Genomic DNA, 24,899 nt, shown 5'->3' with positions numbered 1-24,899 from the left:
TGTCCTTTCTCAGGCCGCTTCGACGGCCGGTTTGGGCAGCCACAGGCAGGCGCCCTTGGATTCCTTGTCGATCGCGGCCAGCATGCGTTCGTGCTCGGCCAGTTCCTCGGCGCTTGCCCGACGGACCAGCAGGGGCTTGCGCTCGCGTACCTTGCCGTCGGCACCGAGGCGCACCGGCGCCGCTTCGTCCGGTTCGATCATCAGCGCGTTCTGGCCGCGCGTCATGGCCAGATAGACTTCCGCCAGCAATTCGGTATCGAGCAGGGCGCCGTGCAGCGTGCGGCTGGAGTTGTCGATCTCGTAGCGTTCGCACAGCGCATCGAGGCTGTTGCGCTTGCCGGGGTGCAGTTCCTTGGCGTCCTTCAGCGTGTCGATGACGCCGTTGCAGACGGTCGTGACCGGTACCCGGCCGAGGCGTTCGAGTTCGGCGTTGAGGAAGCCGATGTCGAACGGCGCGTTGTGGATGATCAGTTGCGCACCGTTGATGAAGTCGAGGAACTCATCAACGACGTCGGCGAATTTCGGCTTGTCGGCCAGGAAATCGAGGGTGATGCCGTGCACCGCCTGGGCGCCGGCGTCGATTTCGCGCTCCGGATTGACGTACTTGTGCAGGTGGTGGCCGGTCAGCCGGCGGTTGACCAGTTCGATGCAGGCGACTTCGATGATGCGGTGACCCTGACGCGGATCGAGGCCGGTGGTTTCGGTATCGAGGACGATCTGTCTCATGCGCGCTCCTGCAATTCGTCGATGCCGCGATTGGCCAGCGCGTCGGCACGCTCGTTGCCGGGGTCGCCGGCATGACCCTTGACCCAGATCCACTCGATCCGGTGCTGCCTGGCCAGTTCGTCCAGGCGCTGCCACAGGTCGGCGTTCTTCACCGGCTTCTTGTCGGCGGTTTTCCAGCCGTTGCGTTTCCAGCCGTGAATCCATTCGCGGATGCCTTTCAGCACGTACTGCGAATCGCTGTGTACGCGCGCGCTGATCGGGCGCTTCATGGCATCCAGCGCGTTGATCACCGCCAGCAGTTCCATGCGGTTGTTGGTGGTGGCCGCTTCGCCGCCCCACAATTCCTTTTCGTGCGCTCCCATGCGCAACAGCACGCCCCAGCCGCCCGGGCCAGGGTTGCCGCGGCAGGCGCCGTCGGTATAGATGTCGACTGATTCAGTCACTGTGACCTTCCTTTTGCGTGACCGGGCGCAATGCCTTGGCGCGCAGGGGTTTCCTGCGCCAGGCCGGGGTGATCAGGCGCATGCCGTTGACCCGCTTGACGGCGCGCATCAGATACACCGCGCCCGAGAATTTCCACCAGCGGCGTCCGGCGCTTTCGGTAAAGCGCCAGCGCTGCAACCATTTCTGCTGTTCGCACGGCGGCGCGTAGCAACCGTACTGGCCGCGGTCGACTTCGAAACCGAGCAATTTCAGCCAATCCTTCAGGCGACCGGGCGACAGGTAACTGCCGTTCCACGGGAAGCCGCCGCCGCGCCGTGCCTGTTTCCGCAGCCCCCACAGCGACAGCGGATTGAAACCGACGACGATCAACTGGCCTTCCGGGATCAGCACGCGTTCGACCTCGCGCAGGATCTGGTGCGGATCGTCGGCGAATTCGAGAACGTGCGGCAGGATGACGAGATCGACGCTTTGCGTGGCGATCGGCAGGGCCGCCGGATCGCAGCGCAGGCTGACCGGTTCGCCTTCGCCGATCCGGCAGCGCAGCGGGATGCGGTTGGCACGCAGGAAGTCCTGTTGCGGCAGGCCGATCTGCAGGGCGTTGAAGCCGAAAATGTCGCCGACTGCCTCGTCGATGCACGCCGCTTCCCAGTCGATGATGTAACGCCCCTGCGGCGAGGCGATCCAGGCGGCGAGCCCGGAGATTGACATCCGGCCGAGCGGGTTCGATAGTTCCGGCATGTTCGAGATATCACCCATTCCCGCGTTCAAGGACAATTACATCTGGCTGCTGGTGCGCGAGCGTTCGGCGCTCGTCGTCGATCCGGGCGATGCCGCGCCGGTCGTCGACCGGCTTGAATCGCTCGGACTCGACCTTGCCGCCATCCTGGTCACCCATCACCATGCGGATCACCAAGGCGGGGTCGGCGAACTGGTCCGGCGCTACCGGGCGGACGTCTACGCACCGGCCGCCGAGTCTATCACAGGCACGACCTGCCCCTTGCATGGCGGCGAGACCTTGACGCTACTCGGCGAAAGCCTCGACGTGCTTGCCGTGCCCGGCCATACGCGCGGTCATCTGGCCTATCGCTGCGCCAATGCGCTGTTCTGCGGCGACACGCTGTTCGGTGCCGGTTGCGGGCGCTTGTTCGAAGGCACGCCGGCGCAGATGGCGGCTTCGCTGGCGCGTATCGCCGCCTTGCCCGACGACACGCTGATCCATTGCGCCCACGAATACACGGAAATCAACCTGCGCTTCGCGTCGACCGTGGAACCGGACAACCCGGATATCCGGCAGCGCATCGCCAGGGTCCGCGCCCTGCGCGCCGACGGCCGGCCCAGCGTGCCATCGACGCTGGCCGAGGAAAAGGCGACCAATCCCTTTCTGCGCTGCGCGCAGCCGGTCGTGCGTGCGGCGCTGGCCGGGCGTCTTGCGGTCGACGCCGGAAATGTCGAGGTTTTCGCCGCCCTGCGCGAATGGCGCAACGGTTTCTGAACGCCGTCAGCGGCGGTGGCGCAGGCGGGCGGCGACCTTGGCCAGCGTGTCGATGACGCGGGCCGCGTTGAAGGGCTTGATGATGAAGCCGGCCGCACCGTTCATGATCGCTTCCTGGACGGTGTCCGGGTCGGCGCTGCCGGTGATCATGATGATCTCGGTTTCCGGGCGTTCCGCCTTGATCTCGGCCATCGCCTCGATGCCGTTCTTTTCCGGCATCAACACGTCCATGCAGACAATGTCAGGCTTCAGCCGGCCAGCCATTTCCACCGCCTGAACGCCGTTGCGTGCCTCGCCGACGATGTCATAGCGCTCGCTGCGCAACATGGCGCGCAGTACGGTGCGCATCATGTCGTTGTCGTCGACGATGACGACGGAGTGGCGTTTGCTGCGCATGGCCGGCGGCTTTCAGTAACAGTTGTGCTTGAAGAAGAGCAGGGCGCCGACCCCGATGGCCAGCGCACTGACGCCCCACACGCAGGCCCAGATCAGGCTGCGCCGCATTTCCCGCCAGGCGGCACGGCGGCGTGCCTCGATGTGGCGCTGGACTTCGCCGAGGGTGAGCAGCGCGGTGAGCAGGAAGAAGATCATGCAGCTGAACATTGCGATGATCGGTCCGTTGGTCATCGTCCGGCAGGCACCTTGCGTCAGGTGCAGATAGGACAGGATGTTGTCGGTCCGGAAGGCGTACCGGCTGATCAGCCAGCCCAGTCCGGCGAACACGCCGAGCAGCGAGACGACCAGCCAGAACTGCCAGCGCGTCAATTGCGCCAGGGCGCGTCGGATATCGTCGATAATCCACTTCATGAAATTTTGTATCGCCCGGTCCCGCGCACTGGCGGTGTGCTAGATTTGATCGGAAAAACGACACCCATTTTATCATGCCCGACTCGTCGAAACTGAGCGCCGCCGGTGTTTCCCGGCTGCTGGAACTGTCCCGTCAACCGCGTGTCCGCCGATGGGGGAAATGGCTGGGCGGAAGCTTCCTGCTGCTGATCGCCCTTGGCTTTCTGGCCGTGCCGCCGCTGCTCCGTTCGCTGGCGCTCGAGCAGGCCGAAAAAGCCCTGCACCGGCCGGTCACCGTGGGCGAGATCGCTTTCAACCCGCTGGCGCTGTCGCTGACGCTGGGCCAGGTTTCGGTCGGCGACGGCAAGGGCGGTGAGCAGGCGGGCTTCGACGAGCTTTACGTCAACCTGTCGTCGGCCTCGTTGTTCAAGCTGGCTGCGGTGGTCGATGAAATCCGCCTGAGCGGGCCGCGCATCGCGGTCACGCGCCTCGAGGACGGGCGTTACGATATTTCCGATCTGCTCGATGAATGGCTGAAACCGAAGGACGAGCCGGATAGCGGCCTGCCGCGTTTCTCGCTGAACAACATCCGCATCCTCAACGGTTCGCTGCGCTTCGACGACCGGCCCTACGACAAGGTACATGCGGTCGACGGCATCGAACTGGCCATTCCCTTCATTTCCAGCCTGCCCTACCAGGCCGAGGTCGAAGTCCAGCCGCGCTTTGCGGCGAACATCGACGGCGCGCCCTTCCTGCTCGACGGCAAGAGCACGCCGTTTGCCGATGGCCGGGAAAGCGAGATCAATCTCGATCTCGACCGTTTCGACCTCGGTGCGCTGCACCGCTATCTGCCGGACAGCCTGCCGCTGCGCCTGCCGGCGGCGACGCTGGATACGCGCCTGAAACTGGTGTTCCGGCAACTGGCCGGCGGCGAGAATGCGTTGATGGTGCTCGGCGACCTGCAACTGAGCGATCTGAAACTGGTGGAAAGCAACGGCAATCGCCTGGTCGACTGGAAAAAACTCTCGCTCGATCTCGATCACGCCGATCTGCTGAAGCGGGAAGTCGTCGTCAAGCAAGTGGCGATCGACAGAATCGACGTCAATCTTGCGGTCGACCGCAACGGCCGGATGAATATGCTGGCCTTGGCCGACAAGCTTGCCGGCAGTAAAAAACCGGCGGAAAAACCGGCGGAAAAGGCCGCCGAGCCGGCGGAAAATGCGCCGCCGCTTAGCTGGACGCTGATGTCGCTGACTGTCGACAACGGCGTCCTGCACTGGGAGGATCTGTCCAATGCCGCACCGGTGCGCGGCAAGGTGGACGGGCTGACGCTGCGCGTCGGCAAGATCGACAGCAAGCTGGCCGAGCCGCTGACGATTCCCGAACTGTCCTACGGGGTCGATCTGGGCGAGCGCTTCACCGTCGAACGCATGGCCTTTCGCGAGGTCAGCATCGATCTTGCCGGGCATCGCGTGGATATCGGCGAAGTCGACAACCGCGGTGCCCGTGCCGTGATGTTGCGCAACGCCCAAGGGCAGATCGAATGGATCAGCTCGCCGGTGCTGAAGACCGTACACGCGACCGACAAGCAGGCGAGGGACGAGCGCCCGTGGGTCGGCCAGGTGGCGCGGCTGAAGGTGGCGGATCTCGATTTCCGCTTCGAGGACCGTTCGGTGCAGCCGGCCGTGGTGCAGCAGGTGCAGGGCCTGCAACTGGACGGCGAGAAGCTCGGCAACGTGCCCAACCAGCCGGGGCGCATCGATTTGAAGGCGCGCATCAACGACAAGGGGGAACTGGCGATCGGCGGCAAGCTGCAGATCTATCCGTTCGACGCGGCGCTGAAGATCGATACCCGTGCGATCCCGCTGAACGGCCTGCAGGGCTACGCCAACCGCTACCTCAACGCGACCCTGCAGCGTGCGCAGTTTTCGAACGAAGGCGAAGCCGTTGCCCGTTTCGACAAGGACAAGCTGAAAGCCGGCTACAAGGGATCGGCGACGCTGGGCAACCTGTTGCTGCTCGATCCCGAGAACAAGGCGGAATTCCTGAAGTGGAAATCGCTGTATTTCTCCGGTATCGATTTCCGCCTCGACCCGCTGGCCGTCGATGTCCGCGAGATCGCGCTCAGCGATTTCTTTGCCCGGCTGATCCTCAGCGAAGCCGGTCGTCTCAACGTGGCCGACATCGTCCGCCAGCCGGCAGCGGAAAATGCCGCCGATGCGGCGGTTGCGGTCAACGCGCCGGCAATGGGAAAAACCGTCCAGATCGAGGCGGCGGCCCCGCTGGCCAGCGCACCGCCGCCGATCCGCATCGCCAAGGTCACGCTGAACAATGGCACGGTCAATTTCTCCGATTTCTTTGTCAAGCCGAATTACAGTGTGTACATCGGCAAGCTCGGCGGACGCGTCACCGGTTTGTCGTCCACCGACGGCACAGTGGCCGATCTCGAACTGCTCGGCAACTACGGCAGCGCCGCGCCGGTGCGCATCGCCGGCCAGCTCAATCCGCTGGCCGCCAAGTCCTACCTCGACCTGCAGGCCGAGGTGAAGAACGTGGACATGACCGGTTTCTCGCCGTATTCGGGCAAGTACGCCGGCTACGCGATCGAGAAGGGCAAGTTGTCGTTGAACGTTGCCTACAAGCTTGAAGACCGCAAGCTGTCGGCCGACAACAAGCTGTTCATCGACCAGTTCACCTTCGGCGACAAGGTCGATAGTCCGGATGCCACTTCGCTGCCGGTCAACCTGGCGATTTCGCTGCTCAAGAACAACCGCGGCGAAATCGACCTCAACCTGCCGATCTCCGGCTCGCTCGACGATCCGCAGTTTTCGATCGGCGGGCTGATCGTCAAGGTTATCGTCAATCTCTTCGTCAAGGCCGTGACTTCGCCGTTCGCCTTGCTCGGATCGATGTTCGGCGACGGCCAGGAATTGTCCACGGTCGCCTTCGCGCCGGGGCGCACGACGCTCGACGATGCCGCAACCGGCAAGCTGTCCACGCTGGCCAAGGCGCTGCGCGAGCGGTCGGCGTTGAAACTGGAAATCACCGGCCATGCCGATCCGGAAATCGACCGCGAGGGCGTCAAGCGGGTGGTCATCGAGCGCCTGATGCAGCAGGAAAAGTTCGCCGACCTGCAGAAAGCCGGCAAGGATCCGGAATCGGCCGAGGCGGTGACGATCGGCAAGGACGAATACCCGGCCTACCTGAAGCGTGCCTACCGGGTGGCGAAGTTTCCCAAGCCGCGCAACTTCGTCGGCATGCAGAAGGATCTGCCGGTCGACGAAATGGAAAAGCTGCTGCTGACCAATCTGCCGGCAACCGATGCCGACCTGGCGCAACTCGCCCGGCAGCGCGCCGATGCGGTGCAGGGCTGGCTGGTCGAGCAGGGCAAGGTACCGGCCGAGCGCATCTTCCTGGCGGCCGACAAGGAGGGGGGCAAGGAAGCCGGCGGCCCGCGCGTCGAGTTTTCGCTGAAGTAGGACACGGGCGATGGTCGAACTGCCGCCGCTGATTCTCGTGGCACTGGCGTTCGTCGTCGTGCTGCAACTGTTGCTGCTCTGGCGCGGCAATCGGCGCAACGACGATGCGCCGGCGCTGCACGCGCTGGCCGCCGATCTGGAGCGCGGGCTGGTCCGGCTCGAACGCGAATTGCGCGAGGAACTGGCGCGCGGTCGCCGCGAGGACGCCGAGGAAGCTTTCCGCGATCGCGAGGAAAGGGCGCAGTCGGCGACCTTGCTGGGCCAGGCGATGAGTACCCAGGTCGGCCAGTTCGGGGCGCTGCAGGCCGAACGGCTGGATGCCTTCGCGCGCGAATTGAACCGCTTTTCGCTGGGTCTCGACGAGCGTTTCGAACGGCTGAAAATTGCCGTCGAAGGCCGGTTGACCGCAATGCAGGCGGATAACGCGGCGAAACTCGACGAGATGCGCCGGACTGTCGATGAAAAGCTGCACGCAACGCTGGAGCAGCGTCTGGGCGAATCCTTCCGGCTGGTCAGCGAACGGCTGGAACAGGTGCATCGTGGGCTGGGCGAGATGCAGCATCTGGCCGCCGGTGTCGGCGACCTCAAGCGCGTGCTGACCAACGTCAAGACGCGCGGCACCTGGGGCGAGGTGCAACTGGCCAGCCTGCTCGAACAATTGCTGACCCGGGAGCAGTTCGCCGCCAACGTGGCGACCCGGCCGGGCAGCGCCGAGCGCGTCGATTTCGCCATCCGGCTGCCCGGTCGTGACGACGCTGCCACGGTCTGGCTGCCGATCGATGCCAAATTTCCGGTCGAGGACTATCAGCGCCTGCTCGATGCAAGCGATCCGGGCGCCGTCGAGGAAGCCGCCAAGGCGATCGAAACGCGCCTCCGCCAGGAAGCCAGGAGCATTCGCGAGAAATATGTCGCGCCGCCGCATACCACCGATTTCGCGATACTCTACCTGCCGGTCGAGGGCCTGTACGCCGAAGCCCTGCGCCGGCCGGGCCTAGCCGAGGCCTTGCAGCGCGATCACCGGATCAGTCTGGCCGGCCCGACCACGCTGGCGGCGATGCTCAACAGCCTGCAGATGGGGTTTCGGACGCTGGCCATCGAGCAGCGCTCGGCCGAGGTCTGGGCCGTGCTCGGTGCCGTCAAGACCGAGTTCGGCAAGTTCGGCGAGGCGCTGGCGCACACCCGCAAGAAGCTGGACGAAGCGAGCAACAGCATCGGCAAGGCCGAAACCCGGACCCGCCAGCTGTCGCGCCGCTTGCGCGAGGTCGAGGCCCTGCCGGCCGGCGAAGCGGACAAATTGATTGGAGTGGCGGATTTCGATGGCGAAGACGAATGAACTCGAGGCCGCCTACGCGGCAACCACGTATCGTGTTTACCTGCCCGGCGGCCTTTGCGAATTGCGCATCGGCCAACCCGAACAGACCCTGATCGACTGGCTGGAAACCGCCGGCAGCGAAGCTTTCGCCATTCTCACCGCGCACAATCCCGGCGCCCGTCGCCTGGGCGATGCCGAAAATGCCGAACGCCAGTCGCAACTCGAATGCGACCTGCTGGAAGGCAACTACGAACCCTATGCGGCCGAAAACATCCCCGACGCGACGGACTGGCCGGCGGAAGAAAGCTGCTTCGTTCCCGATCTGGCGCTTGAAGATGCGCTCGCGCTGGCGGAAGATTACGGACAGGACGCCATCGTGTGGGGCGGGACCGACGGGATTCCCCGTCTGGCCTGGACAGAAGACATAAAGTAATGATTCGACAGATCGGTCGCTTCGATATCCGGGGCGAGCTGGGGCGGGGCGCGCAGAGCACCGTCTACCTGGGTTACGACCCGCAGTTGCAGCGCGAGGTCGCGATCAAGACGCTGCATTTCGAACGCCCCGATCCCGCGCAGAACCAGCAACTGCTTGCCGAGGCGCGCGCCGTCGGCAAGCTGCGGCACGCCAACGTGGTGCCCATTTTCGAGGCCGGCGAGGAAGGGGGCGATGTCTACCTCGTCTTCGAATACGTGCCTGGCCGGAGTCTGGGCGAGTTTTTGCGGCAAAGCGGTGCGTTGACCGCAGTCAAGGCGGCGACCCTGCTGCGTCCGGTCCTCGACGCCGTCGCCCAGGCGCACGCGCGCGGCATCATCCATCGCGATCTCAAGCCGAGCAACATCCTGCTCGACGAGAACGGTACGCCACGGGTCATGGATTTCGGCATTGCCACGCGCATCGATGCGCCGCGCGACGGTCTCGATGAATGCTCCGGTACGCCGGCCTACATGGCACCGGAGTATGTGTTGCGACGCGAGGTCAGCGAGCGGACCGACCTCTTTGCGGCCGGGCTGATCCTGTTCGAAATGCTCGCCGGGCGGCGGGCGATCGACGGCGACGACCTGGCCGGCATGTTCCGGCGTATTGTCGGCGAGGATCTCAAGCTGCCGCAGCATGTTGCGGTCGACGAGCGTCTGGGCGGCATTTTGTACAAGGCGCTGGCTCGCGACCCGGCCTTGCGCTATCAGAGCGCCGAGCAGTTCGTCGATGCCCTGGATGCCTATCTGGCGCCGGAAGAGGAGACGCACGGCACGCCGCTGAGCCGGCAGTCGACGATCGATTTCCTGTTGCGCCGGATGCGTCACAAGAGCGATTTTCCGGCCTTGTCGGAATCGGTCGGGGCGATCAACAAGATCGCCAACAGCGAGTCGGAAAGCGTGCACAAGCTGTCGAACCTGATCCTCAAGGATTTCGCGCTGACCAACAAGCTGCTGCGCCTGGTCAATTCGGCCTATTTCCGGCCGGCCGGCGGCGGCAGCATCAGCACCGTGTCGCGGGCGGTGATCGTGCTCGGCTTCGAGACGGTGCGCAACATCGCGATCACCGTGCTGCTCTTCGAGCATCTGCAGAACAAGGCCAATGCCGAACAGCTGAAAGAGGCGTTCCTGCACGCCAACCTGGCCGGTATCCTGGCCAAGGACCTGTGCGCTGCGGCGCAACTACGCGATCTGGAACAGGCCTTCATCTGCGCGCTGTTCCAGAACCTGGGGCGGCTGCTTGCGCAGTACTACTTTCCCGAAGAGTCGGACGAGATTCGCCGGCTCATGGAGCAGAAGGCCTGCAGCGAGGATCATGCCGCCCAGCGCGTGCTGGGGATTTCCTTCGAGAGCCTGGGGGTCGCCATTGCCCGGCAATGGGGCTTTCCTCCGCTGATCGTCGGTTCGATGCGCAAGCTCGGCGAGGGCGCCGTGCATGCGCCGGCCACGCAGGAGGAGCGCCTGCGGGTCTTTTCGTCGTTCGCCAACGAGCTCTGTCTGGCGGTCGGTATGCAACCCGAGGAGCGCGACAGGGCGATCCGCAAGGTCGTGCAGCGTTTCGCAGCGGCGTCGGCGCTGGCCGAGAACGACGTGGTGCAGACCGTCCGGCGTTCGATCGAGGAAGTCTCGGATTTCGCCAGGATCATCAAGCTGAACCTGCAGCAGACCGTCTTTGGCCGGCAGATGATCCGTTATGCCGAGGGCGGCGACGAACCCGGAACGGCAACCGAGGATTCGCTGAGCGGTACGCTGCTGCGCGAGGAGCTATTGCCCGATGTGCTGGGTCGTCCGCTTGGCGATGGTGGCGTGAAAATCGATGCCCAGGCGGTGTTGACCGCAGGCATCCAGGAGATCAGCAACACGCTGGTCGAAGGTTTCCGCTTGAACGACATCCTGCGCATCATTCTCGAAACGATGTACCGCGCGATGGGCTTCCGGCGCGTCGTGCTGTGCATCCGCGATGCCCGCAGCAATACCATGCAGGGGCGTTTCGGTTTCGGGCCGCAGGTGCAGGAAGTGACCGCCGCCTTTCATTTTCCGCTCGGCTTCACGCCGGACATCTTTCACGCCGCCACCTCGCGCGGTGTCGACGTGCTGATCAGCAACATCGACGATCCGAAGATCGCCGCGCGCATTCCGGCGTGGTATCGCCAGGCGGTACCGGCCAAGGCATTCGTGCTGTTCCCGCTCAACATCAAGGGCAATCCGGTAGCGTTGATCTATGCCGACCATGACGAGGCCGACGACATCGATATTCCGGAAAAGGAACTGTCGCTGCTGCGTACCTTGCGCAACCAGGCCGTGCTGGCGATCAAGCAGGGCGGCTGAAAAAACAAGGCCCGCATGCAGCGAGCCCGGTCGGGAAATCGTTGGCGGGGCTTACCAGAGCTGCCACCAGGCGCGCTTGCCGCCCAGGCCTTCCGAGAAATAACGGCTTTCCGGGTAATTGGTCTTGAGCACGCGGGCAGCATCGTCGCGCAGGTCCTTCATGCCCAGCTGGTCGTAGGACTGGACGACGATGTACATCGCTTCCTCGATGGTCGGCGCCTGCGGATAGGTCTTGATGGCGAACTGCGCACGGTTCAGTGCGGCGATGTAGGCGCCGCGCTTGTAGTAGTAGCGTGCAACGTGGATTTCCAGCGAGGCCAGCGCGTTGACCAGGTAGTTCATGCGCTTGACTGCATCCGGCGTGTATTTGCTGTTCGGATAGCGGGTGACCAGTTCCTTGAAGGCGTCGAAGGATTCGCGGGCAGCCTTGGGGTCGCGCTCGGTCGGGTCCTGCGTGCTGACGTAAGCGGTCAGGCCGAGGTCTTCGTTGAAGTTGATCAGGCCTTTCAGGTAATACACGTAGTCGACCGCAGGATGGTTCGGGTGCAGCTTGATGAAGCGGTCGCAGGCGGCCAGTGCGGAACCGGCCTCGCCCGCCTTCCAGTAAACGTAGCCAAGTTCGAGCTGGGCCTGTTGCGCGTAGCGGCCGTAGGGGTAGCGCGACTCAAGTTTTTCCAGCAGCTTGGAGGCATTGTCCCAGTTGCCGTCGCTCTGGGCATCCTTGGCTTCCGAGTACAGGCGACCGGCCGACCAGCCGGAAGTCATGTCCTTTTCTTCCGGCAGCAGGCTGCAGCCGGCCAGGGCAAGGGTGGTTACGACGGCGATCAGCACGCGCCGACAGGCAGGAAATGACAGGATTGCGGCTACACTTCGCATCATGAACGACGACGTATTGGATGAATCGGGCGATTATAGCCCAAGCGAACCGTTGCGCCTGACGGTTCCCGACAATTGCGCAGGCCGCCGGCTGGATCAGGCGCTGGCCGAACTGCTGCCGCAGCATTCGCGCAACCGCCTGCAGCAATGGATCAAGGACGGCTGCGTCGAGATCGACGGCGACATCGCCGGCGAACCGAAGCGCAAGGTTTCGGCCGGCGAGCGCCTGCTGGTGGCGGTTCCGCAGGACGAGCGGGCCACTTCGGAAGCACCGGAGGACATCCCGCTCGACATCGTCTATGAGGACGCTGCGCTGCTGGTCATCAACAAGCCGGCCGGACTGGTCGTCCATCCCGGCAGCGGCAACTGGAGCGGCACGCTGATGAACGCGCTGCTGCATCATGTGCCGGGGATCGAGGCGGTGCCGCGTGCCGGCATCGTCCATCGGCTGGACAAGGACACCAGCGGCCTGCTGGTCGTCGCCAAGACGCTGGAAGCGCAGACCGATCTGATCCGTCAGTTGCAGGCGCGTACCGTCAAGCGCCAGTACCTGGCGCTGGCGGCCGGCGTGGTGCGTCGGGACAGCGGTGTTGACGCGCCGATCGGCCGCCATCCAGTGCATCGGACGAAGATGGCGGTGGTTCCGGAAAGTCGCGGCGGCAAGCCGGCATTGACCTGGTACCGGCGGCTCGAAGTCTTCGCGCACTGCACCTTGCTCGAATGTGCACTGGAGACCGGGCGGACGCACCAGATCCGCGTCCATATGGCATCGATCGGCCACGCGCTGGTCGGCGACCCGGTGTATAGCCGCCACGACCCGCGGCTGCCGGCGTTTTCCCGGCAGGCCCTGCATGCGACGCGACTCGGCCTGATCCACCCGGTCAGCGGGCGACCGATGCACTGGGAAGTGCCGATGCCGGCCGACATGCGCGATCTGCTGGCACAACTGCGCGATGGCTGACGGCTTTGTCCCGGCATGGCCTGCGCCGCCGCGGGTCCGCGCGCTGCAGACCTTGCGCACCGGCGGCTGCAGCCCGGCGCCGTGGGACAGCTTCAACCTCGGCGATCACGTCGGCGATGCACCGGCCCGCGTCGCCGCCAACCGCGCTGCGTTGAGTCGTCGTTTGCCGGCCGAGCCGTGCTGGCTGAAACAAGTGCATGGCACGCTTGCGGTCGACGCCGCGCTGGCGGCAAAAAACACCGAGGCCGACGCCGCCTTCGCCCGGCAGCCGGGTGCGGTCTGTGTGGTGATGACGGCCGACTGCCTGCCGGTGCTGTTCTGCGACCGGAGCGCCAGCGCAGTCGGTGCGGCGCATGCCGGCTGGCGCGGTCTACTGGCCGGCGTGCTGGAAAATACCCTGGCCGCGATGCGGATCGCGCCGGGCGACACGCTGGCCTGGCTCGGCCCGGCCATCGGGCCGGCCAATTTCGAAGTCGGCGACGAGGTGCGTTCGGCGTTCGTCGAACACGATCCGGCAGCCGCCGCGCAGTTCGTTGCCGGTCGCCCCGGCAAATGGCTGGCCGATCTTTACGGGCTCGCCCGGCAGCGCCTGCGATCGGCCGGCGTCGAGGCGATCTACGGGGGCGGCAGTTGTACGGTCGACGACGCGGAACGCTATTTTTCCTATCGCCGTGACGGCACGACCGGCCGCATGGCGAGCCTGATCTGGCTGGAGGACGAATCATGACGACAGCGCATGTTGAGGCGCTCTCCCGCGCCGCCGCCTTGCTGCGCGCCGCCCGCCGCGTGTTGTTCATCACCGGCGCCGGGATTTCGGCCGATTCCGGCCTGCCGACCTACCGTGGTGTCAGCGGCCTGTACAACGGCGAGCTGACCGAGGACGGTTTGTCTATCGAGGATGCCCTGTCCGGCCAGTGTTTCGCCGAACGGCCAGACATCACCTGGAAATACCTGGCGCAGATCGAGCACAACTGCCGCGATGCCCGGCCGAACGCGGCGCATCGGGTGATCGTGGAAGCCGAACGGCGGGGTATCGAGACCATCGTCCTGACGCAGAACGTCGACGGCCTGCATCGTCAGGCCGGCAGCCGCCGGTTGATCGAAATCCACGGCACGCTGACCCCCTTGCTGTGCCCGGATTGCGGGGCAGCCTTTCCTGGCGAGGAACTCGACGCGCTCGGTCAGCCGCCTCGTTGCCGCGCTTGCGGGTCGGTTGTCCGGCCGCCTATCGTGTTGTTCGGCGAGGCCTTGCCGATCGATGCCGTCGAAGCGTTACAGGACGAACTCGAACAGGGCTTCGATCTGCTGTTCGTAATCGGCACCACGGCGGTTTTCCCTTACATCGTCGAGCCGGTGGTCATGGCCTTGCGTTCCGGCGTGCCGGTGATCGAGATCAATCCGGCGCAGACGCAACTCAGCCCGCACGTCGATCTCCATCTGCCACTCGGTGCCGCCGAGGCCCTGCGCGCCATCGCCTTGCAACTCGGCTGGGCCGATTCGGCGTAAAAAAGCCGACGGGCTTGTGGCCCGCCGGCTTTCCGGTGCTCGCCCCGCAGGCGACCGGCAGAAGCTTACTTCGCCCAGGCGTCGGCCTGTACCGTCGCGTCGTCGCGCCAGGCGGCGCGGGCGGTCTGGTTGGCCACCCAGTTGGGCAGGAAGGTGTAGGCTTCGTCGAGCAGATGCGGCGTGTGCCGGCCCGGCGAGTAGCGCAGCGCGCGCTCGTAGTACTCGCGCAGTGCCGGCCGGAAATTCGGGTGGGCGCACTTGTCGATGATCACCTTGGCACGCTGCTTCGGCGCCAGGCCGCGCAGGTCGGCCAGCCCCTGTTCGGTGACGATGACCTGGACATCGTGCTCGGTGTGGTCAACGTGCGAAACCATCGGCACGATGCACGAGATGCTGCCGCCCTTGGCGCTCGACGGCGTCATGAAGATCGAGATGAAGGCGTTGCGGGCGAAATCGCCGGAGCCGCCGATGCCGTTCATGATCGAGGTGCCCATGATGTGCGTCGAATTGACGTTGCCGTAGATGTCGGCCTCGATCAGCCCGTTCATGGCGATGACGCCGAGGCGGCGGATGACTTCCGGGTGGTTCGAGATTTCCTGCGGGCGCAGGATGATCGAATCCTTGAAGCGCGGCAGGTCGGCGTTCAGTTCGGCCAGTGCGGCCGGCGACAGCGAGAACGAGGTGGCCGAGGCGCAACTCAGCTTGCCGGACTTGATCAGGTCGAGCATGCCGTCCTGCAGTACTTCGGTGTAGGCGGTCAGGTTCTCGAACGGACCGTCCTGCAGTCCGGCCATCACGGCGTTGGCGACGTTGCCGACGCCGGATTGCAGCGGCAGCAGGTTGGCCGGCAGGCGGCCCATCTTCACCTCGTGCTGCAGGAAATCGAGGATGTGGCCGGCGATCAGCTTGGAATTGGCGTCCGGCGGCGTGAACGGCGAGTTGCGGTCGGCCTTGTTGGTTTCGACGACGGCGATCACCTTGTTCGGGTCGATCCGGTAATACGGCTCGCCGATGCGGTCGTCGGCCCTGACGATCGGAATCGGCTTGCGGTGCGGCGGCAGCGCGGTGCCGTAGTAGATGTCGTGCATCCCTTCGAGCGCCGGGTTCTGCCAGTTGTTGACCTCGAGGATCAACTTGTCGGCCTGATCCAGCCAGGTCTTGTTGTTGCCGACCGACGACGACGGGATCAGCCGGCCGTCTTCGCAGATGCCGGCGACTTCGACGACGGCGACGTCGAGCTTGCCGAGGAAACCGCCCCAGACGAACTGGGCGACGTGCGACAGGTGGATGTCGATGTATTCCATCTCGCCGGCATTGATCCGCTTGCGGCAGGTCGGATCCGACTGGTAGGGCAGGCGCATTTCGATGCCGTCGACCATGGCCAGCGCGCCGTCGAGTTCGGGTGCCGTCGAGGCGCCGGTCCACACGCCGATCTTGAATTTCTTGCCATGCAGGTTGGCATCCATGATGCGCTTGGCCAGCGCGCTCGGGACTTCCTTGGGGTAGCCGGCGCCGGTGAAACCGCTCATGCCGACGTTGACGCCGGAAGGAATGAGCTGGGCGGCTTCGTCGGCCGACATGATCTTGCTACGCAGACCGGGGTTCAGGATGCGCGATGCATCGGACATGGCGGTGTTTCTCCTCTACGTTTTGACAGGCGGGCGTCTGCCGCCTTTATCGTTGGCTAAAAAAAAGCCCGCGCAGGCGGGCTTTGAAAAATCCGGAACCCAAGCGCAGGAAGGTCCGGGGGGAGACGGAGCGAAATTTAGCAAATGCTGTTTTGGTGGACGAACGAGTTATTTTTGTCCGATGGATTAGCTAAACTTAATTATGGCGCGGTGGATTTTCGTCCCCGCCCGGCATGGCCGAGAGACGCAGTTCGCCGCTGGCGGTCGACGGTGCGCGCAGACCGAATTCTTCGCTGGGCGGGGTGTCGACCGCAGCCGTGCGCAGTGCCGGTGCTTCGCCGGCTGGCGTGGCCGGCCCGGTTTTTTCGCAGGCGGCGAGGTTGACCGCAAGCAGCGCGGCAAACAGTGACGGGAGATGCATGACGGTTCCTTTCCTTGGATGCGTGGCGTCCGGAAACGCCTTGGTGCGCAAGATAGAAAGCGTCTTGCCGGCCGGCAAACGACACTTTATGATCGCATGCGTTAGAAAAACTAATCTGTTGCCGTGAGTTATCGACTGCCTCCGCTGGCCGCGCTGCGCGCCTTCGAATCCGCTGCCCGCCACCTGAGCTTCAAGAAGGCGGCGGAGGAACTGCACGTGACGCCGGCGGCGATCAGCCAGCAGATCAAGGCGCTGGAGAGCCATCTCGGCGTACCGCTGTTTCGCCGGCTGACGCGGGCGCTGGCGATCACGCCGCAGGGCCTGGCGATGCTGCCCAAGGTTCGCGAGGGTTTCGATTGTCTGGCCGAGGCGGTCGAGCAGACGCGCCTGGAGCGCGATGGCCTGTTGACGGTCGATGCACCGCCGTCGTTTGCCGCGCGTTGGCTGGTGCCGCGGCTGGCCCGCTTTTCCCGCGACTTTCCCGAGGTCCGGCTACGTATTTCCAGCGGTTCGGACAGCGTGGACCGCGACGGCGTCGCGCCGGTCTTCAGCACCGCCTGGGACGATCCGCGGGGCGACGACAGTCTGCTGGCGATCCGCTACGGCACCGGCGATTATCCCGGGCTGCTGGTCGAACGCATCCTGGCGCCGGACTGGATTCCGGTATGCAGCCCGCGGCTGGCGACGCCCGATCGGCCGCTGGCGGAACCGGCCGATCTTGTCCACCATGTGCTGATCCACGATGACACGATCCGTGGCAGTCGCCAGCCGGGCTGGCGGGAATGGTTGTCGGCCGCTGGCGTCGGCGGGGTCGATGCGGCACGCGGGCCGCATTTCTCGAATGCCGTGCTGGCTGTCGAAGCCGCCCTCGACGGGCAAGGCGTGGCGCTGGCGCTGCTGCCGCTGGTCGAATCGGAACTGGCCGCCGGTCGCCTGATCCTGCCTTTCCCGGTCGGTATTCCGTCGCCCTATGCCTATTATCTGGTGATGCGCCGGGCCGTGGCCAAGCGGCCCTCGGTCGCGGCCTTCCGCCAATGGTTGATCGGCGAGGCGCGCAGCCGCTAGCGCTGCGTCATTCTTCCCGGGAGGCTGCCTGGCGGGCCGCCATTTCGGCGCGGAAACGCCGCCGCTCGCGGCGTACCCGGGAACCGGCAAAATACAGGATCAGTCCGCAGGGCAGGGCGCCGTAGAACAAGAAGGAGACGACGCCGACGATGATGCTCGGTTCGTTGGCGGCGATCAGGATGGTCACGTAGAGCCATCCGATGACGATGATCATGGCAAGGGACATCGGGCTTCCGGAAAGACAGTGTGCAGGCGACCGACAGAGGACGGTCAGGCGGTAATTATGCATTGACAGTGCCGGAGGCGGTATGCAGAATCCAAAAGCCCAAGCCCCGATAACCAGAGAGACAGACAATTCCATGGCGCAAGGATCGAACAATAACGACGCATTCCTGAATTCGGCCATGCAGTTCATGCAGGCGGGCCAGGCCTTTGCCCAGCAGTTCATGGACGCCGTCGGCAAGGCGCAGCCGCAGGCCGGCAGCAGCCTGCCGCCGCCGGTTGTCGATCCGCAGGCGCTGACGGCGCTGCAGAAGCAGTTCATGGATCAGCAGATGTCGCTCTGGCAGTCCATCCTGGCCAGGCAGAAGGGTGAATCGACCGATTTCAGGGTGGCGCCGGAGCCGGGTGACCGCCGCTTCAATGCGCCGGAATGGCACGACAGTCCGATCTACGATTACATCCACCAGGCTTACCTGCTCAACGTGCAGTATTTGAAGGAAGTCGTCGAGACCATTCCGGTGCAGGACGAAAAGGGCCGCGAGCGTTTGCGCTTCACCGCTCGCCAACTGGCCGACGCGCTGGCGCCGACCAATTTTGCCGCGACCAATCCGGAATTCATCAAGCAGGCCCTGGAAACCAAAGGGCAGAGCATCACCGACGGCATCAACAACCTGATCAAGGATTTCGAGAAGGGGCGCATCTCGATGACCGACGAATCGGTCTTCGAAGTCGGCCGGAACATCGCCACCACCGAAGGTGCCGTGGTCTACGAGAACGACGTGATGCAGTTGATCCAGTACGCGCCGCTAACGCCCAAGGTCGGCAAGCGTCCGCTGCTGGTGGTGCCACCGTGCATCAACAAGTTCTACATCATGGACCTGCAGCCGGACAATTCGCTGATCCGCTACATGGTCGAGCAGGGCAATACCGTGTTCCTGGTGTCCTGGCGCAATCCGCAGGAAGCGCAAGGCCATCTCGGTTGGGACGACTATCTGGAAAACGGCCCGATCGCGGCGTTGACCGTGGTCAAGGAAATCACCCGGGTCAAACAGGTGAATGCGCTCGGTTTCTGCGTCGGCGGCACCATCCTGACCTCGGCGCTGGCCGTGCTCAAGGCGCGCGGCGACGATAGCGTCGCGTCGCTGACGCTGCTGACCACGCTGCTCGATTTTTCCGATACCGGCGAAATCGGCCTGTTCATCGACGAGCAGGGCGTGTCGGCCCGCGAGGCGACGATCGGCGAGGGCGGTCTGCTGCCGGCCCGCGACCTGCAGAACACCTTTTCCTTCCTGCGCGCCAACGACCTGGTCTGGAACTACGTCCAGAACAACTATTTGAAAGGCCAGAAGCCGCAGGCCTTCGACCTGCTCTACTGGAACTCGGATTCGACCAACCTGCCGGGGCCGTTCGCCTGCTGGTACATGCGCAACATGTATCTGGAAAACCGGCTGCGCGAGCCGGGGGCTCTGAGCATGTGCGGCGAGAAGGTCGATCTCGGCGCGCTCGACATGCCGGTGTACCTGCTGGCGACGCGCGAGGATCACATCGTGCCCTGGCAATCGGCGTATCAGGGCACGCGTCTTCTCGGCGGACCGGTCCGCTTCGTGCTCGGCGCCTCCGGGCACATCGCCGGGGTGATCAATCCGGTCAGCAAGAACAAGCGCAGTTATTGGATCAACGACGATGTGAAAAACGATGCCGAAGGGTGGTTGACCGCGGCAAGCGAGATGAAGGGCAGCTGGTGGGCCGACTGGGCCGGCTGGTTGCAGGCGTACTCCGGGGAACAGCGCGCCGCGCGCAAGATTGGCACGACCAAATACAAAGCCATCGAGCCGGCACCGGGCCGTTACGTGAAGGAACGTGCGGTCTGATTCCAACAAACGCTGGAGGAGGGGAAAATGTCGCGAGTTGCATTGATCACCGGAGGCATGGGCGGGCTTGGCGAAGCCATCTGCATCAAGATGGCGGCACTGGGCTACAAGGTCGTCACGACCTATTCGCCCGGCAATGCCAAGGCTGCCGAATGGCTGAAGAACATGAACAACATGGGCTACGGTTTCAAGGCCTATCCCTGTGACGTGACCGATTTCGATTCGGCGAAAGCCTGCGTCGAAACCGTCGCCGCCGAGGTCGGTCCGGTCGACGTCCTGGTCAACAACGCGGGTATCACCCGCGACATGACTTTCAAGAAGATGACTAAGGACGATTGGAGCGCCGTGATGCGCACCAACCTCGATTCCGTCTTCAACATGACCAAGCAGGTCATGGACGGCATGATCGAGCGCAAGTGGGGCCGTGTCGTCAACGTTTCGTCGGTCAATGGCCAGAAGGGCGCCTTCGGTCAGACCAACTATTCGGCCGCCAAGGCCGGCATGCACGGTTTCACCAAGGCACTGGCGCTCGAAGTCGCCAAGCAGGGGGTCACGGTCAACACCATTTCGCCGGGATATATCGGTACCAAGATGGTCACTGCAATCCCGCAGGAAATCCTCGATTCGAAGATCCTGCCGCAGATTCCGGTCAACCGCCTGGGCAAACCGGAAGAAATCGCCGGCCTTGTCGCCTATCTTGCTTCCGATGAAGCCGCATTCGTGACCGGGGCCAACATTTCCATCAACGGCGGCCAGCACATGTTCTGATCGCCGGATTTTTCAGTCGTTTCATCAACAAGGAAGGAAAAAACTATGACGCAACGTGTCGCTCTCGTCACCGGTGCCATGGGTGGTCTCGGTACCGCCATCTGCCAGCAACTGGCCAAGGCCGGTCACAAGGTGGTCGCTGCCTACCACCCCCAGTTCGACAACAAGGATGCCTGGCTGGCCGAAATGTCCGCCGCCGGCTACAACGATTTCGTCTGCGTTGCCGGTGACGTCTCCGTCCTCGAAGACTGCCAGAAGATGGTCGCCGACGCCGAAGCTGCCTGCGGCCAGGTCGACATCCTGATCAACAACGCCGGCATCACCCGTGACCGCATGTTCGCCAAGCTGGAAAAGGATGGCTGGGATGCCGTCATCTCGACCAACCTGACCTCGCTGTTCAACATGACCAAGCAGGTTTCCGCCAAGATGGCCGAACGTGGCTGGGGCCGCATCATCAACATCTCCTCGGTCAACGGCGTCAAGGGTCAGGCCGGCCAGACCAACTACTCGGCCGCCAAGGCCGGCGTCATCGGCTTCACCAAGGCGCTGGCCGCCGAACTGGCTGCCAAGGGCGTGACGGTCAACGCCATAGCCCCGGGCTACGTGGCGACCAAGATGGTCATGGCGATCAAGCCGGAAGTCCTGGAAACCATCGTCGCTTCGGTGCCGATGAAGCGCCTGGCCAAGCCGGAAGAAATCGGCTTCGCCTGCGCCTACCTGTCCGACGACCTGTCCGGCTTCACCACCGGTGCGACGATCAACGTCAACGGCGGTCTGTACTACCAGTAACCCGTAAATTGATGTTTATCCATGCTTCTCCATAAGGCGCATGGAACGAAAAAGCCCGGCAAATCAACTTGCCGGGCTTTTTCTTGATGATGAGTCCGCTGGACTTTTCAGTTAATTCTGCGAGCCATCGCCATGAGTGCAGGGTCAACGGAATCGACAGTGACAATCCTGAGCGAGCCATCGATATTTGAAACTCGGGGACCTACGGGTGTCAGCGTTTGATTTGCACTTTCGTCATCCAGCGTAAACATGGCTCCGGACAATGGGTCGACAATCAGCATCCCCAGAATCAGCCCACCGAAAATGATGTTCCCGAAATACCACCCGTTGACGTTTCCGGAAACGGTGAATTCCTTCGGTTCAAATCCAGCCTTTTCGTAGCGAACCGTGTAGGTCTCCGATTTAAAATATCCTGCACCTTTCCGTAAGGTAATTGTGGCGGGCGTTAGTCCTGAATGGATTTTTTCGCCCGCGCGGTTGATGACGCTAAATGTCGCGCCCTCGGGAGAGCTTTTGAACGTTACGGGCTGAGAGGTGCTTCCGATAATTGTCGCGCAGGCGCTAAGTGCAAATGTCGATGCAACGGTAATGGCTTTCAGTTTCATTGATTTAACCCCATTAATGATTTTTATGAACTGGAATGCGCATTATCGACTCTTGTGTAGTGCCTTGTCATTATCACGAAGGTCATATTTCTATCTCAACTGCATTGGCCTTGGTGAATAACTTCGCTGATTGCAGAGGTGGTGGTTTGCTTTGTATTTTTGCTGACCGTTAGGTGCCCGGTTCCCGATTCAACTCGGAGGCGAAGCAAGTTGCTCGGACAGGAGCTTGCTCGGCGAAAAACGCAGGATCACTGCTGCGCAATTGATGGTAGCGGCTTGATGTACTACCAGTGATGTCTCTTCCGGCATGAATTGTTGCCGGATTTTTGCATTGCAACAGAAGCGAGCGCCTTCGGGTGCGCCTTTTTTTGGCTATAATTGTGCGCTGCACATAAACTACATCTCTTGAGGGTCGCAGCATGTCCGAACCGGTTCGCCTGATCAAGAAATACCCCAATCGCCGTCTTTACGATACCAAGACGAGTGCCTACATCACGCTGGGGGACGTCAAGGATCTGGTGCTCAAGTTCGAAGCCTTCAAGGTGGTCGATGCCAAGAACGGCGACGACCTGACCCGTTCGATCCTGCTCCAGATCATCCTTGAGGAAGAAACCGGCGGTGTGCCGCTGTTCTCCTGTGACCTGCTTTCCGGGTTCATCCGTTACTACGGTAGTGCCTCGCAGAACATGCTCGGCAAGTATCTGGAAAACAACATGAAGACCTTCGTCGATTTCCAGCAGAAGCTGCAGGAACAGTCGCGCACGATGTACGGCAGCGATACGGCGACGGTGCAGGCCGATTTCTGGAACCAGTTCCTGAATTTCCAGCAGCCGGCCATGCAGAGCATGATGACCGCCTACATGGACCAGTCCAAGAAGATGTTCCAGTCCATGCAGGATCAGTTGCAGACCCAGACGCGCAGCATGTTCTCCGGCTTTCAGGTCAATCCGGGCGACAAGCCCGAGAAGTGATCAGCGGGCCTTGCCCAGCGACTTGATCCAGTCGCGCTGGGCTTCGCGGCGGCGTTTGTCGGTTAGCCGCTCGACGATCTTTTCACGGACTTCCTCAAAGGGCAGCATGCCGCTCGGGAAAACCTCGTCGCAGCGGATGATGTGTACGCCCATCGGCGATTCGAGTACGGCGCTGACCTCGCCTTCGCCGAGCGCAAAGGCCGCCGGTTCGAGTTCGGCGTAAAGCTGCTGGCGCTTGACGACACCGAGGATGCCGCCTTCCATGGCCGTCGGACACTGCGAATGGCGTAGCGCGGCAGCGGCGAATTTTTCTGCCGATGTCACGGTCGACCGCAGGTTTTCCAGGATTTCCAGCGCTTTCTCGCGCTCCTTCGGCGAATCGACGGTGATCAGGATGTGCCGCAGGCGCCGCGCCTCGGGGCGGTCGAAGGCATCCGGATGCAGGCGATAGTAGATTTCGGCATCGACGATGCTGACCTCGGCCACATCCGCCGCGATTTTTTCCAGGACGGCTTCGACGCGCAGATCGCGTTCGATGGCCTTTTCCAGTTCATCGACGCTCATCCCCAGGCGTTGCAGATCGGCCTGGAAGGCGTCGTCGTCCGGATAACGGCCGCGGACCTCGACGGTGCGCGTCTGCAGCGTGGCGGCCGGCACCATCACGTTGGCCGCTTCCGGTGTCGCCAGGATGCGCTGCTCGATGCTGTCCTGGCGGGCAGCGACTTCGCCGAGCCGGCTACGTTCCGGATCGCTCAGCGTTTCCGGCGCTTTCTGGAACATTTCCCAGGACAGTTTCAGTTCGAGATAGGCGCGCAACATCAGACGGCTTCCTCCTTGGCGGTATCGGCTTCCAGGATGCCTTCCGGGATCAGCAGCAGGCGCCCCGGCAGACTGTCGAAGTGAATGTGATAGGCGACGCCGTCCTCGCCGTGGCGGATCACCTTGATGACTTCGCCGCGGGAGCCGATGTCGACGAGCACCTCGCCGCCGACCGACAGTTGCTTGGTGGCGCGAACCTTTTCACGGAACTCGAATTTCGACGGCGTCCACGGATCGTCGGCCCCGATCAGTTCTTCCTCGCGGCACCCGACGATTTTTCCCTCGTCGAGGAAGTTGACCGAATAGATCACCTGATCTTGCAGGAAGGTGCCGACATCGACCACGTAGCCGATGCTGCCGCGGCGGACCAGCGGCGCGCCCGGGTCGAGGCCCGGATAGGTGCCGTCGTTGCGCACGTTGCGGATCAGCCGTACGGCTTCGCCGTACTCCCATTTGGCGTCCATCATTCGCGGAACACCTTGTCGAGCGAGACGAAGGAGCTGAAACCGCCTTCCGGCTTGGCCTGATTCTGGAACACGGCGAAGACCTTTTCGGTGATCGAGTCCGATTCCACGAAATCCTGGTAGGCGCGTTCCAGCCACAGGCGGTAGATGCCGCGCTGCTGCTCTTCCTCGGGCGGCAGGTTGGGCGCCTGCTTGGTCAGGTAGTCGTGGAAGCGCTGCAGGATGTGCAGGCGATTGACGTGCACGACGGAGGGCTCGTAAGGCACCTCGAAGTAATCGAGGAAGTCTTCGGCGGAAACCAGTTCCTCCATGGCTTCGGCAAGGGTCAGGGTATCTTCCATAAGGGCCTCCTCAGGCAACGGCGAGATTGAGATCGGTATCGGCTTCGGTCGGCGTGTCGGAACGCTGGAATTCGTCGACCACTTCAAGCAGTTTTCCGGCGCCCATCTGATCGCGGCTGTCGAGTTGCGACAGCTTGATCAGGCGGGCCCGGGATTCCGGGATGCGCCCCAGGCGCAGCAGCACGACGCTGGCCGCCTTGAGCGCCAGCAGATAGAAACGCAGCAGACCGATCGAATTGCTGGCGGCCGTGCCGAGTTGGGCTTCCTCGATGTCGTGCCAGGCGGGCAGGCCGAGGTGGCGGGCCGACAACTGCATTGCCCGCTCGGCGACGGTCAGTGCGTCGTCCAGACGGTGCTGATAGAAGAAATAACGGTACAGGCCGACCAGTACGGTGAGGTTTTCCGGTGCCAGCATGTGCGCGCGGAGCAGGGCGAGTTCTGCCGCCGGGTCGCCGTATTCCCGCGACGCCTGGGCGATCAGCGCTTCGGCCTCGGCCGGCAGCGAATCCTCGAAGTACAGTTTGCAGTCGGAAAAGTCGAGCAGGTCCATG

General features: G+C 63.3%; 27 protein-coding genes. 13 read left to right on the top strand and 14 right to left on the bottom strand.

Going from position 1 to position 24,899, the window contains the following annotated elements; all coding sequences use genetic code 11:
* Positions 1-9: 9 nt before the first annotated feature.
* Genes dnaQ through L0962_RS06540 form a run of 3 tightly spaced genes read right to left on the bottom strand, consistent with a single transcriptional unit; the run spans position 10 to position 1,908 of the window.
* Entirely contained in the window at positions 10-726 is a 717-nt protein-coding gene (gene dnaQ, locus L0962_RS06550; RefSeq protein WP_234085553.1) for a DNA polymerase III subunit epsilon, read from the bottom strand.
* Entirely contained in the window at positions 723-1,169 is a 447-nt protein-coding gene (gene rnhA / locus L0962_RS06545; RefSeq protein ID WP_234085552.1) for a ribonuclease HI, read from the bottom strand. The genes dnaQ and rnhA overlap by 4 nt, the downstream gene beginning before the upstream one ends.
* Positions 1,162-1,908, bottom strand: a complete 747-nt coding sequence (locus L0962_RS06540; protein ID WP_367398019.1) for a class I SAM-dependent methyltransferase — start codon at positions 1,906-1,908, stop codon at positions 1,162-1,164. The genes rnhA and L0962_RS06540 overlap by 8 nt, the downstream gene beginning before the upstream one ends.
* Between L0962_RS06540 and gloB the strand changes: the two genes are divergently transcribed.
* Positions 1,907-2,662, top strand: a complete 756-nt coding sequence (gene gloB, locus L0962_RS06535) for a hydroxyacylglutathione hydrolase (protein WP_234085551.1) — start codon at positions 1,907-1,909, stop codon at positions 2,660-2,662. The genes L0962_RS06540 and gloB overlap by 2 nt on opposite strands.
* A gap of 6 nt (positions 2,663-2,668) precedes the next feature.
* On the opposite strand, the gene L0962_RS06530 is transcribed toward gloB, so the two are convergent.
* Both L0962_RS06530 and L0962_RS06525 read right to left on the bottom strand, forming a co-directional pair.
* Complete coding sequence (locus L0962_RS06530) at positions 2,669-3,058, bottom strand: response regulator (RefSeq protein WP_234085550.1); 390 nt, start codon at positions 3,056-3,058, stop codon at positions 2,669-2,671.
* Positions 3,059-3,070: 12 nt separating this feature from the next.
* Positions 3,071-3,469, bottom strand: coding sequence for a hypothetical protein (locus L0962_RS06525; protein ID WP_234085549.1), 399 nt, complete (start codon positions 3,467-3,469; stop codon positions 3,071-3,073).
* A gap of 74 nt (positions 3,470-3,543) precedes the next feature.
* On the opposite strand from L0962_RS06525, the gene L0962_RS06520 reads away from it, so the two are divergent.
* Genes L0962_RS06520 through L0962_RS06505 form a run of 4 tightly spaced genes read left to right on the top strand, consistent with a single transcriptional unit; the run spans position 3,544 to position 11,041 of the window.
* Positions 3,544-6,927, top strand: coding sequence for a DUF748 domain-containing protein (locus L0962_RS06520; RefSeq protein ID WP_234085548.1), 3,384 nt, complete (start codon positions 3,544-3,546; stop codon positions 6,925-6,927).
* A gap of 10 nt (positions 6,928-6,937) precedes the next feature.
* The gene (locus L0962_RS06515; protein ID WP_234085547.1) at positions 6,938-8,260 is read left to right on the top strand and encodes a DNA recombination protein RmuC; all 1,323 of its coding nucleotides are present in this window, start codon (positions 6,938-6,940) and stop codon (positions 8,258-8,260) included.
* The gene (locus L0962_RS06510) at positions 8,244-8,672 is read left to right on the top strand and encodes a DUF3293 domain-containing protein (protein ID WP_234085546.1); all 429 of its coding nucleotides are present in this window, start codon (positions 8,244-8,246) and stop codon (positions 8,670-8,672) included. Before L0962_RS06515 ends, L0962_RS06510 begins: the two co-directional genes overlap by 17 nt.
* Entirely contained in the window at positions 8,672-11,041 is a 2,370-nt protein-coding gene (locus tag L0962_RS06505; protein WP_234085545.1) for a serine/threonine protein kinase, read from the top strand. The genes L0962_RS06510 and L0962_RS06505 overlap by 1 nt, the downstream gene beginning before the upstream one ends.
* Positions 11,042-11,092: 51 nt before the next feature.
* On the opposite strand, the gene L0962_RS06500 is transcribed toward L0962_RS06505, so the two are convergent.
* On the bottom strand, positions 11,093-11,920 hold the full coding sequence (locus tag L0962_RS06500) for an outer membrane protein assembly factor BamD (RefSeq protein ID WP_234085544.1): 828 nt from the start codon (positions 11,918-11,920) through the stop codon (positions 11,093-11,095).
* On the opposite strand from L0962_RS06500, the gene rluD reads away from it, so the two are divergent.
* From rluD to L0962_RS06485, 3 genes are read left to right on the top strand one after another with little or no spacing between them, the layout of a single operon-like run.
* On the top strand, positions 11,919-12,878 hold the full coding sequence (gene rluD / locus L0962_RS06495; RefSeq protein WP_234085543.1) for a 23S rRNA pseudouridine(1911/1915/1917) synthase RluD: 960 nt from the start codon (positions 11,919-11,921) through the stop codon (positions 12,876-12,878). The genes L0962_RS06500 and rluD overlap by 2 nt on opposite strands.
* Positions 12,871-13,605 (top strand): peptidoglycan editing factor PgeF, encoded by a 735-nt coding sequence (gene pgeF, locus L0962_RS06490; protein WP_234085542.1) that lies wholly within the window; start codon positions 12,871-12,873, stop codon positions 13,603-13,605. Before rluD ends, pgeF begins: the two co-directional genes overlap by 8 nt.
* Positions 13,602-14,384, top strand: coding sequence for an NAD-dependent deacylase (locus tag L0962_RS06485; protein ID WP_234085541.1), 783 nt, complete (start codon positions 13,602-13,604; stop codon positions 14,382-14,384). The genes pgeF and L0962_RS06485 overlap by 4 nt, the downstream gene beginning before the upstream one ends.
* A 65-nt stretch (positions 14,385-14,449) precedes the next feature.
* Here L0962_RS06485 and L0962_RS06480 read toward each other — a convergent pair whose 3' ends face one another.
* On the bottom strand, positions 14,450-16,012 hold the full coding sequence (locus L0962_RS06480; protein WP_234085540.1) for an acetyl-CoA hydrolase/transferase family protein: 1,563 nt from the start codon (positions 16,010-16,012) through the stop codon (positions 14,450-14,452).
* 196 nt (positions 16,013-16,208) lie between these two features.
* The gene (locus tag L0962_RS06475; RefSeq protein ID WP_234085539.1) at positions 16,209-16,433 is read right to left on the bottom strand and encodes a hypothetical protein; all 225 of its coding nucleotides are present in this window, start codon (positions 16,431-16,433) and stop codon (positions 16,209-16,211) included.
* Between the two features lie 123 nt (positions 16,434-16,556).
* Between L0962_RS06475 and L0962_RS06470 the strand changes: the two genes are divergently transcribed.
* On the top strand, positions 16,557-17,498 hold the full coding sequence (locus L0962_RS06470; RefSeq protein ID WP_234085538.1) for a transcriptional regulator GcvA: 942 nt from the start codon (positions 16,557-16,559) through the stop codon (positions 17,496-17,498).
* A 7-nt stretch (positions 17,499-17,505) separates the two neighbouring features.
* Here the strand turns inward: L0962_RS06470 and L0962_RS06465 are convergent, their stop codons facing one another.
* Positions 17,506-17,724 (bottom strand): hypothetical protein, encoded by a 219-nt coding sequence (locus tag L0962_RS06465; protein WP_234085537.1) that lies wholly within the window; start codon positions 17,722-17,724, stop codon positions 17,506-17,508.
* Positions 17,725-17,857: 133 nt separating this feature from the next.
* Between L0962_RS06465 and phaC the strand changes: the two genes are divergently transcribed.
* From phaC to phbB (L0962_RS06450), 3 genes are read left to right on the top strand one after another with little or no spacing between them, the layout of a single operon-like run.
* Positions 17,858-19,591 (top strand): class I poly(R)-hydroxyalkanoic acid synthase, encoded by a 1,734-nt coding sequence (gene phaC, locus L0962_RS06460; protein WP_234085536.1) that lies wholly within the window; start codon positions 17,858-17,860, stop codon positions 19,589-19,591.
* 27 nt (positions 19,592-19,618) lie between these two features.
* Positions 19,619-20,359, top strand: a complete 741-nt coding sequence (phbB, locus tag L0962_RS06455; protein WP_234085535.1) for an acetoacetyl-CoA reductase — start codon at positions 19,619-19,621, stop codon at positions 20,357-20,359.
* A 45-nt stretch (positions 20,360-20,404) separates the two neighbouring features.
* Positions 20,405-21,148 (top strand): acetoacetyl-CoA reductase, encoded by a 744-nt coding sequence (gene phbB / locus L0962_RS06450; protein WP_234085534.1) that lies wholly within the window; start codon positions 20,405-20,407, stop codon positions 21,146-21,148.
* 107 nt (positions 21,149-21,255) lie between these two features.
* Here the strand turns inward: phbB (L0962_RS06450) and L0962_RS06445 are convergent, their stop codons facing one another.
* On the bottom strand, positions 21,256-21,753 hold the full coding sequence (locus tag L0962_RS06445) for a hypothetical protein (protein ID WP_234085533.1): 498 nt from the start codon (positions 21,751-21,753) through the stop codon (positions 21,256-21,258).
* 419 nt (positions 21,754-22,172) lie between these two features.
* Between L0962_RS06445 and phaR the strand changes: the two genes are divergently transcribed.
* Positions 22,173-22,724, top strand: coding sequence for a polyhydroxyalkanoate synthesis repressor PhaR (gene phaR, locus L0962_RS06440; protein WP_234085532.1), 552 nt, complete (start codon positions 22,173-22,175; stop codon positions 22,722-22,724).
* Here phaR and nifM read toward each other — a convergent pair whose 3' ends face one another.
* From nifM to L0962_RS06420, 4 genes are read right to left on the bottom strand one after another with little or no spacing between them, the layout of a single operon-like run.
* Positions 22,725-23,543 (bottom strand): nitrogen fixation protein NifM, encoded by an 819-nt coding sequence (nifM, locus tag L0962_RS06435; RefSeq protein WP_234085531.1) that lies wholly within the window; start codon positions 23,541-23,543, stop codon positions 22,725-22,727.
* A complete protein-coding gene (locus L0962_RS06430; protein ID WP_234085530.1) occupies positions 23,543-24,010 on the bottom strand; it encodes a nitrogen fixation protein NifZ in 468 nt (155 codons plus the stop codon). The genes nifM and L0962_RS06430 overlap by 1 nt, the downstream gene beginning before the upstream one ends.
* Positions 24,007-24,348: a nitrogenase-stabilizing/protective protein NifW gene (gene nifW / locus L0962_RS06425; RefSeq protein ID WP_234085529.1), complete on the bottom strand. Its 342-nt coding sequence runs from the start codon at positions 24,346-24,348 to the stop codon at positions 24,007-24,009. The genes L0962_RS06430 and nifW overlap by 4 nt, the downstream gene beginning before the upstream one ends.
* 10 nt (positions 24,349-24,358) lie before the next feature.
* Complete coding sequence (locus L0962_RS06420; protein WP_234085528.1) at positions 24,359-24,898, bottom strand: hypothetical protein; 540 nt, start codon at positions 24,896-24,898, stop codon at positions 24,359-24,361.
* Position 24,899: the final 1 nt, after the last annotated feature.

It is taken from the genome of Azonexus sp. R2A61, assembly GCF_021401135.1.
Classification (GTDB): Bacteria; Pseudomonadota; Gammaproteobacteria; order Burkholderiales; family Rhodocyclaceae; genus Azonexus.
The sequence above is the reverse complement of the archived record's forward strand: the minus strand, read 5'-3'. Positions and strand labels throughout refer to the sequence as shown.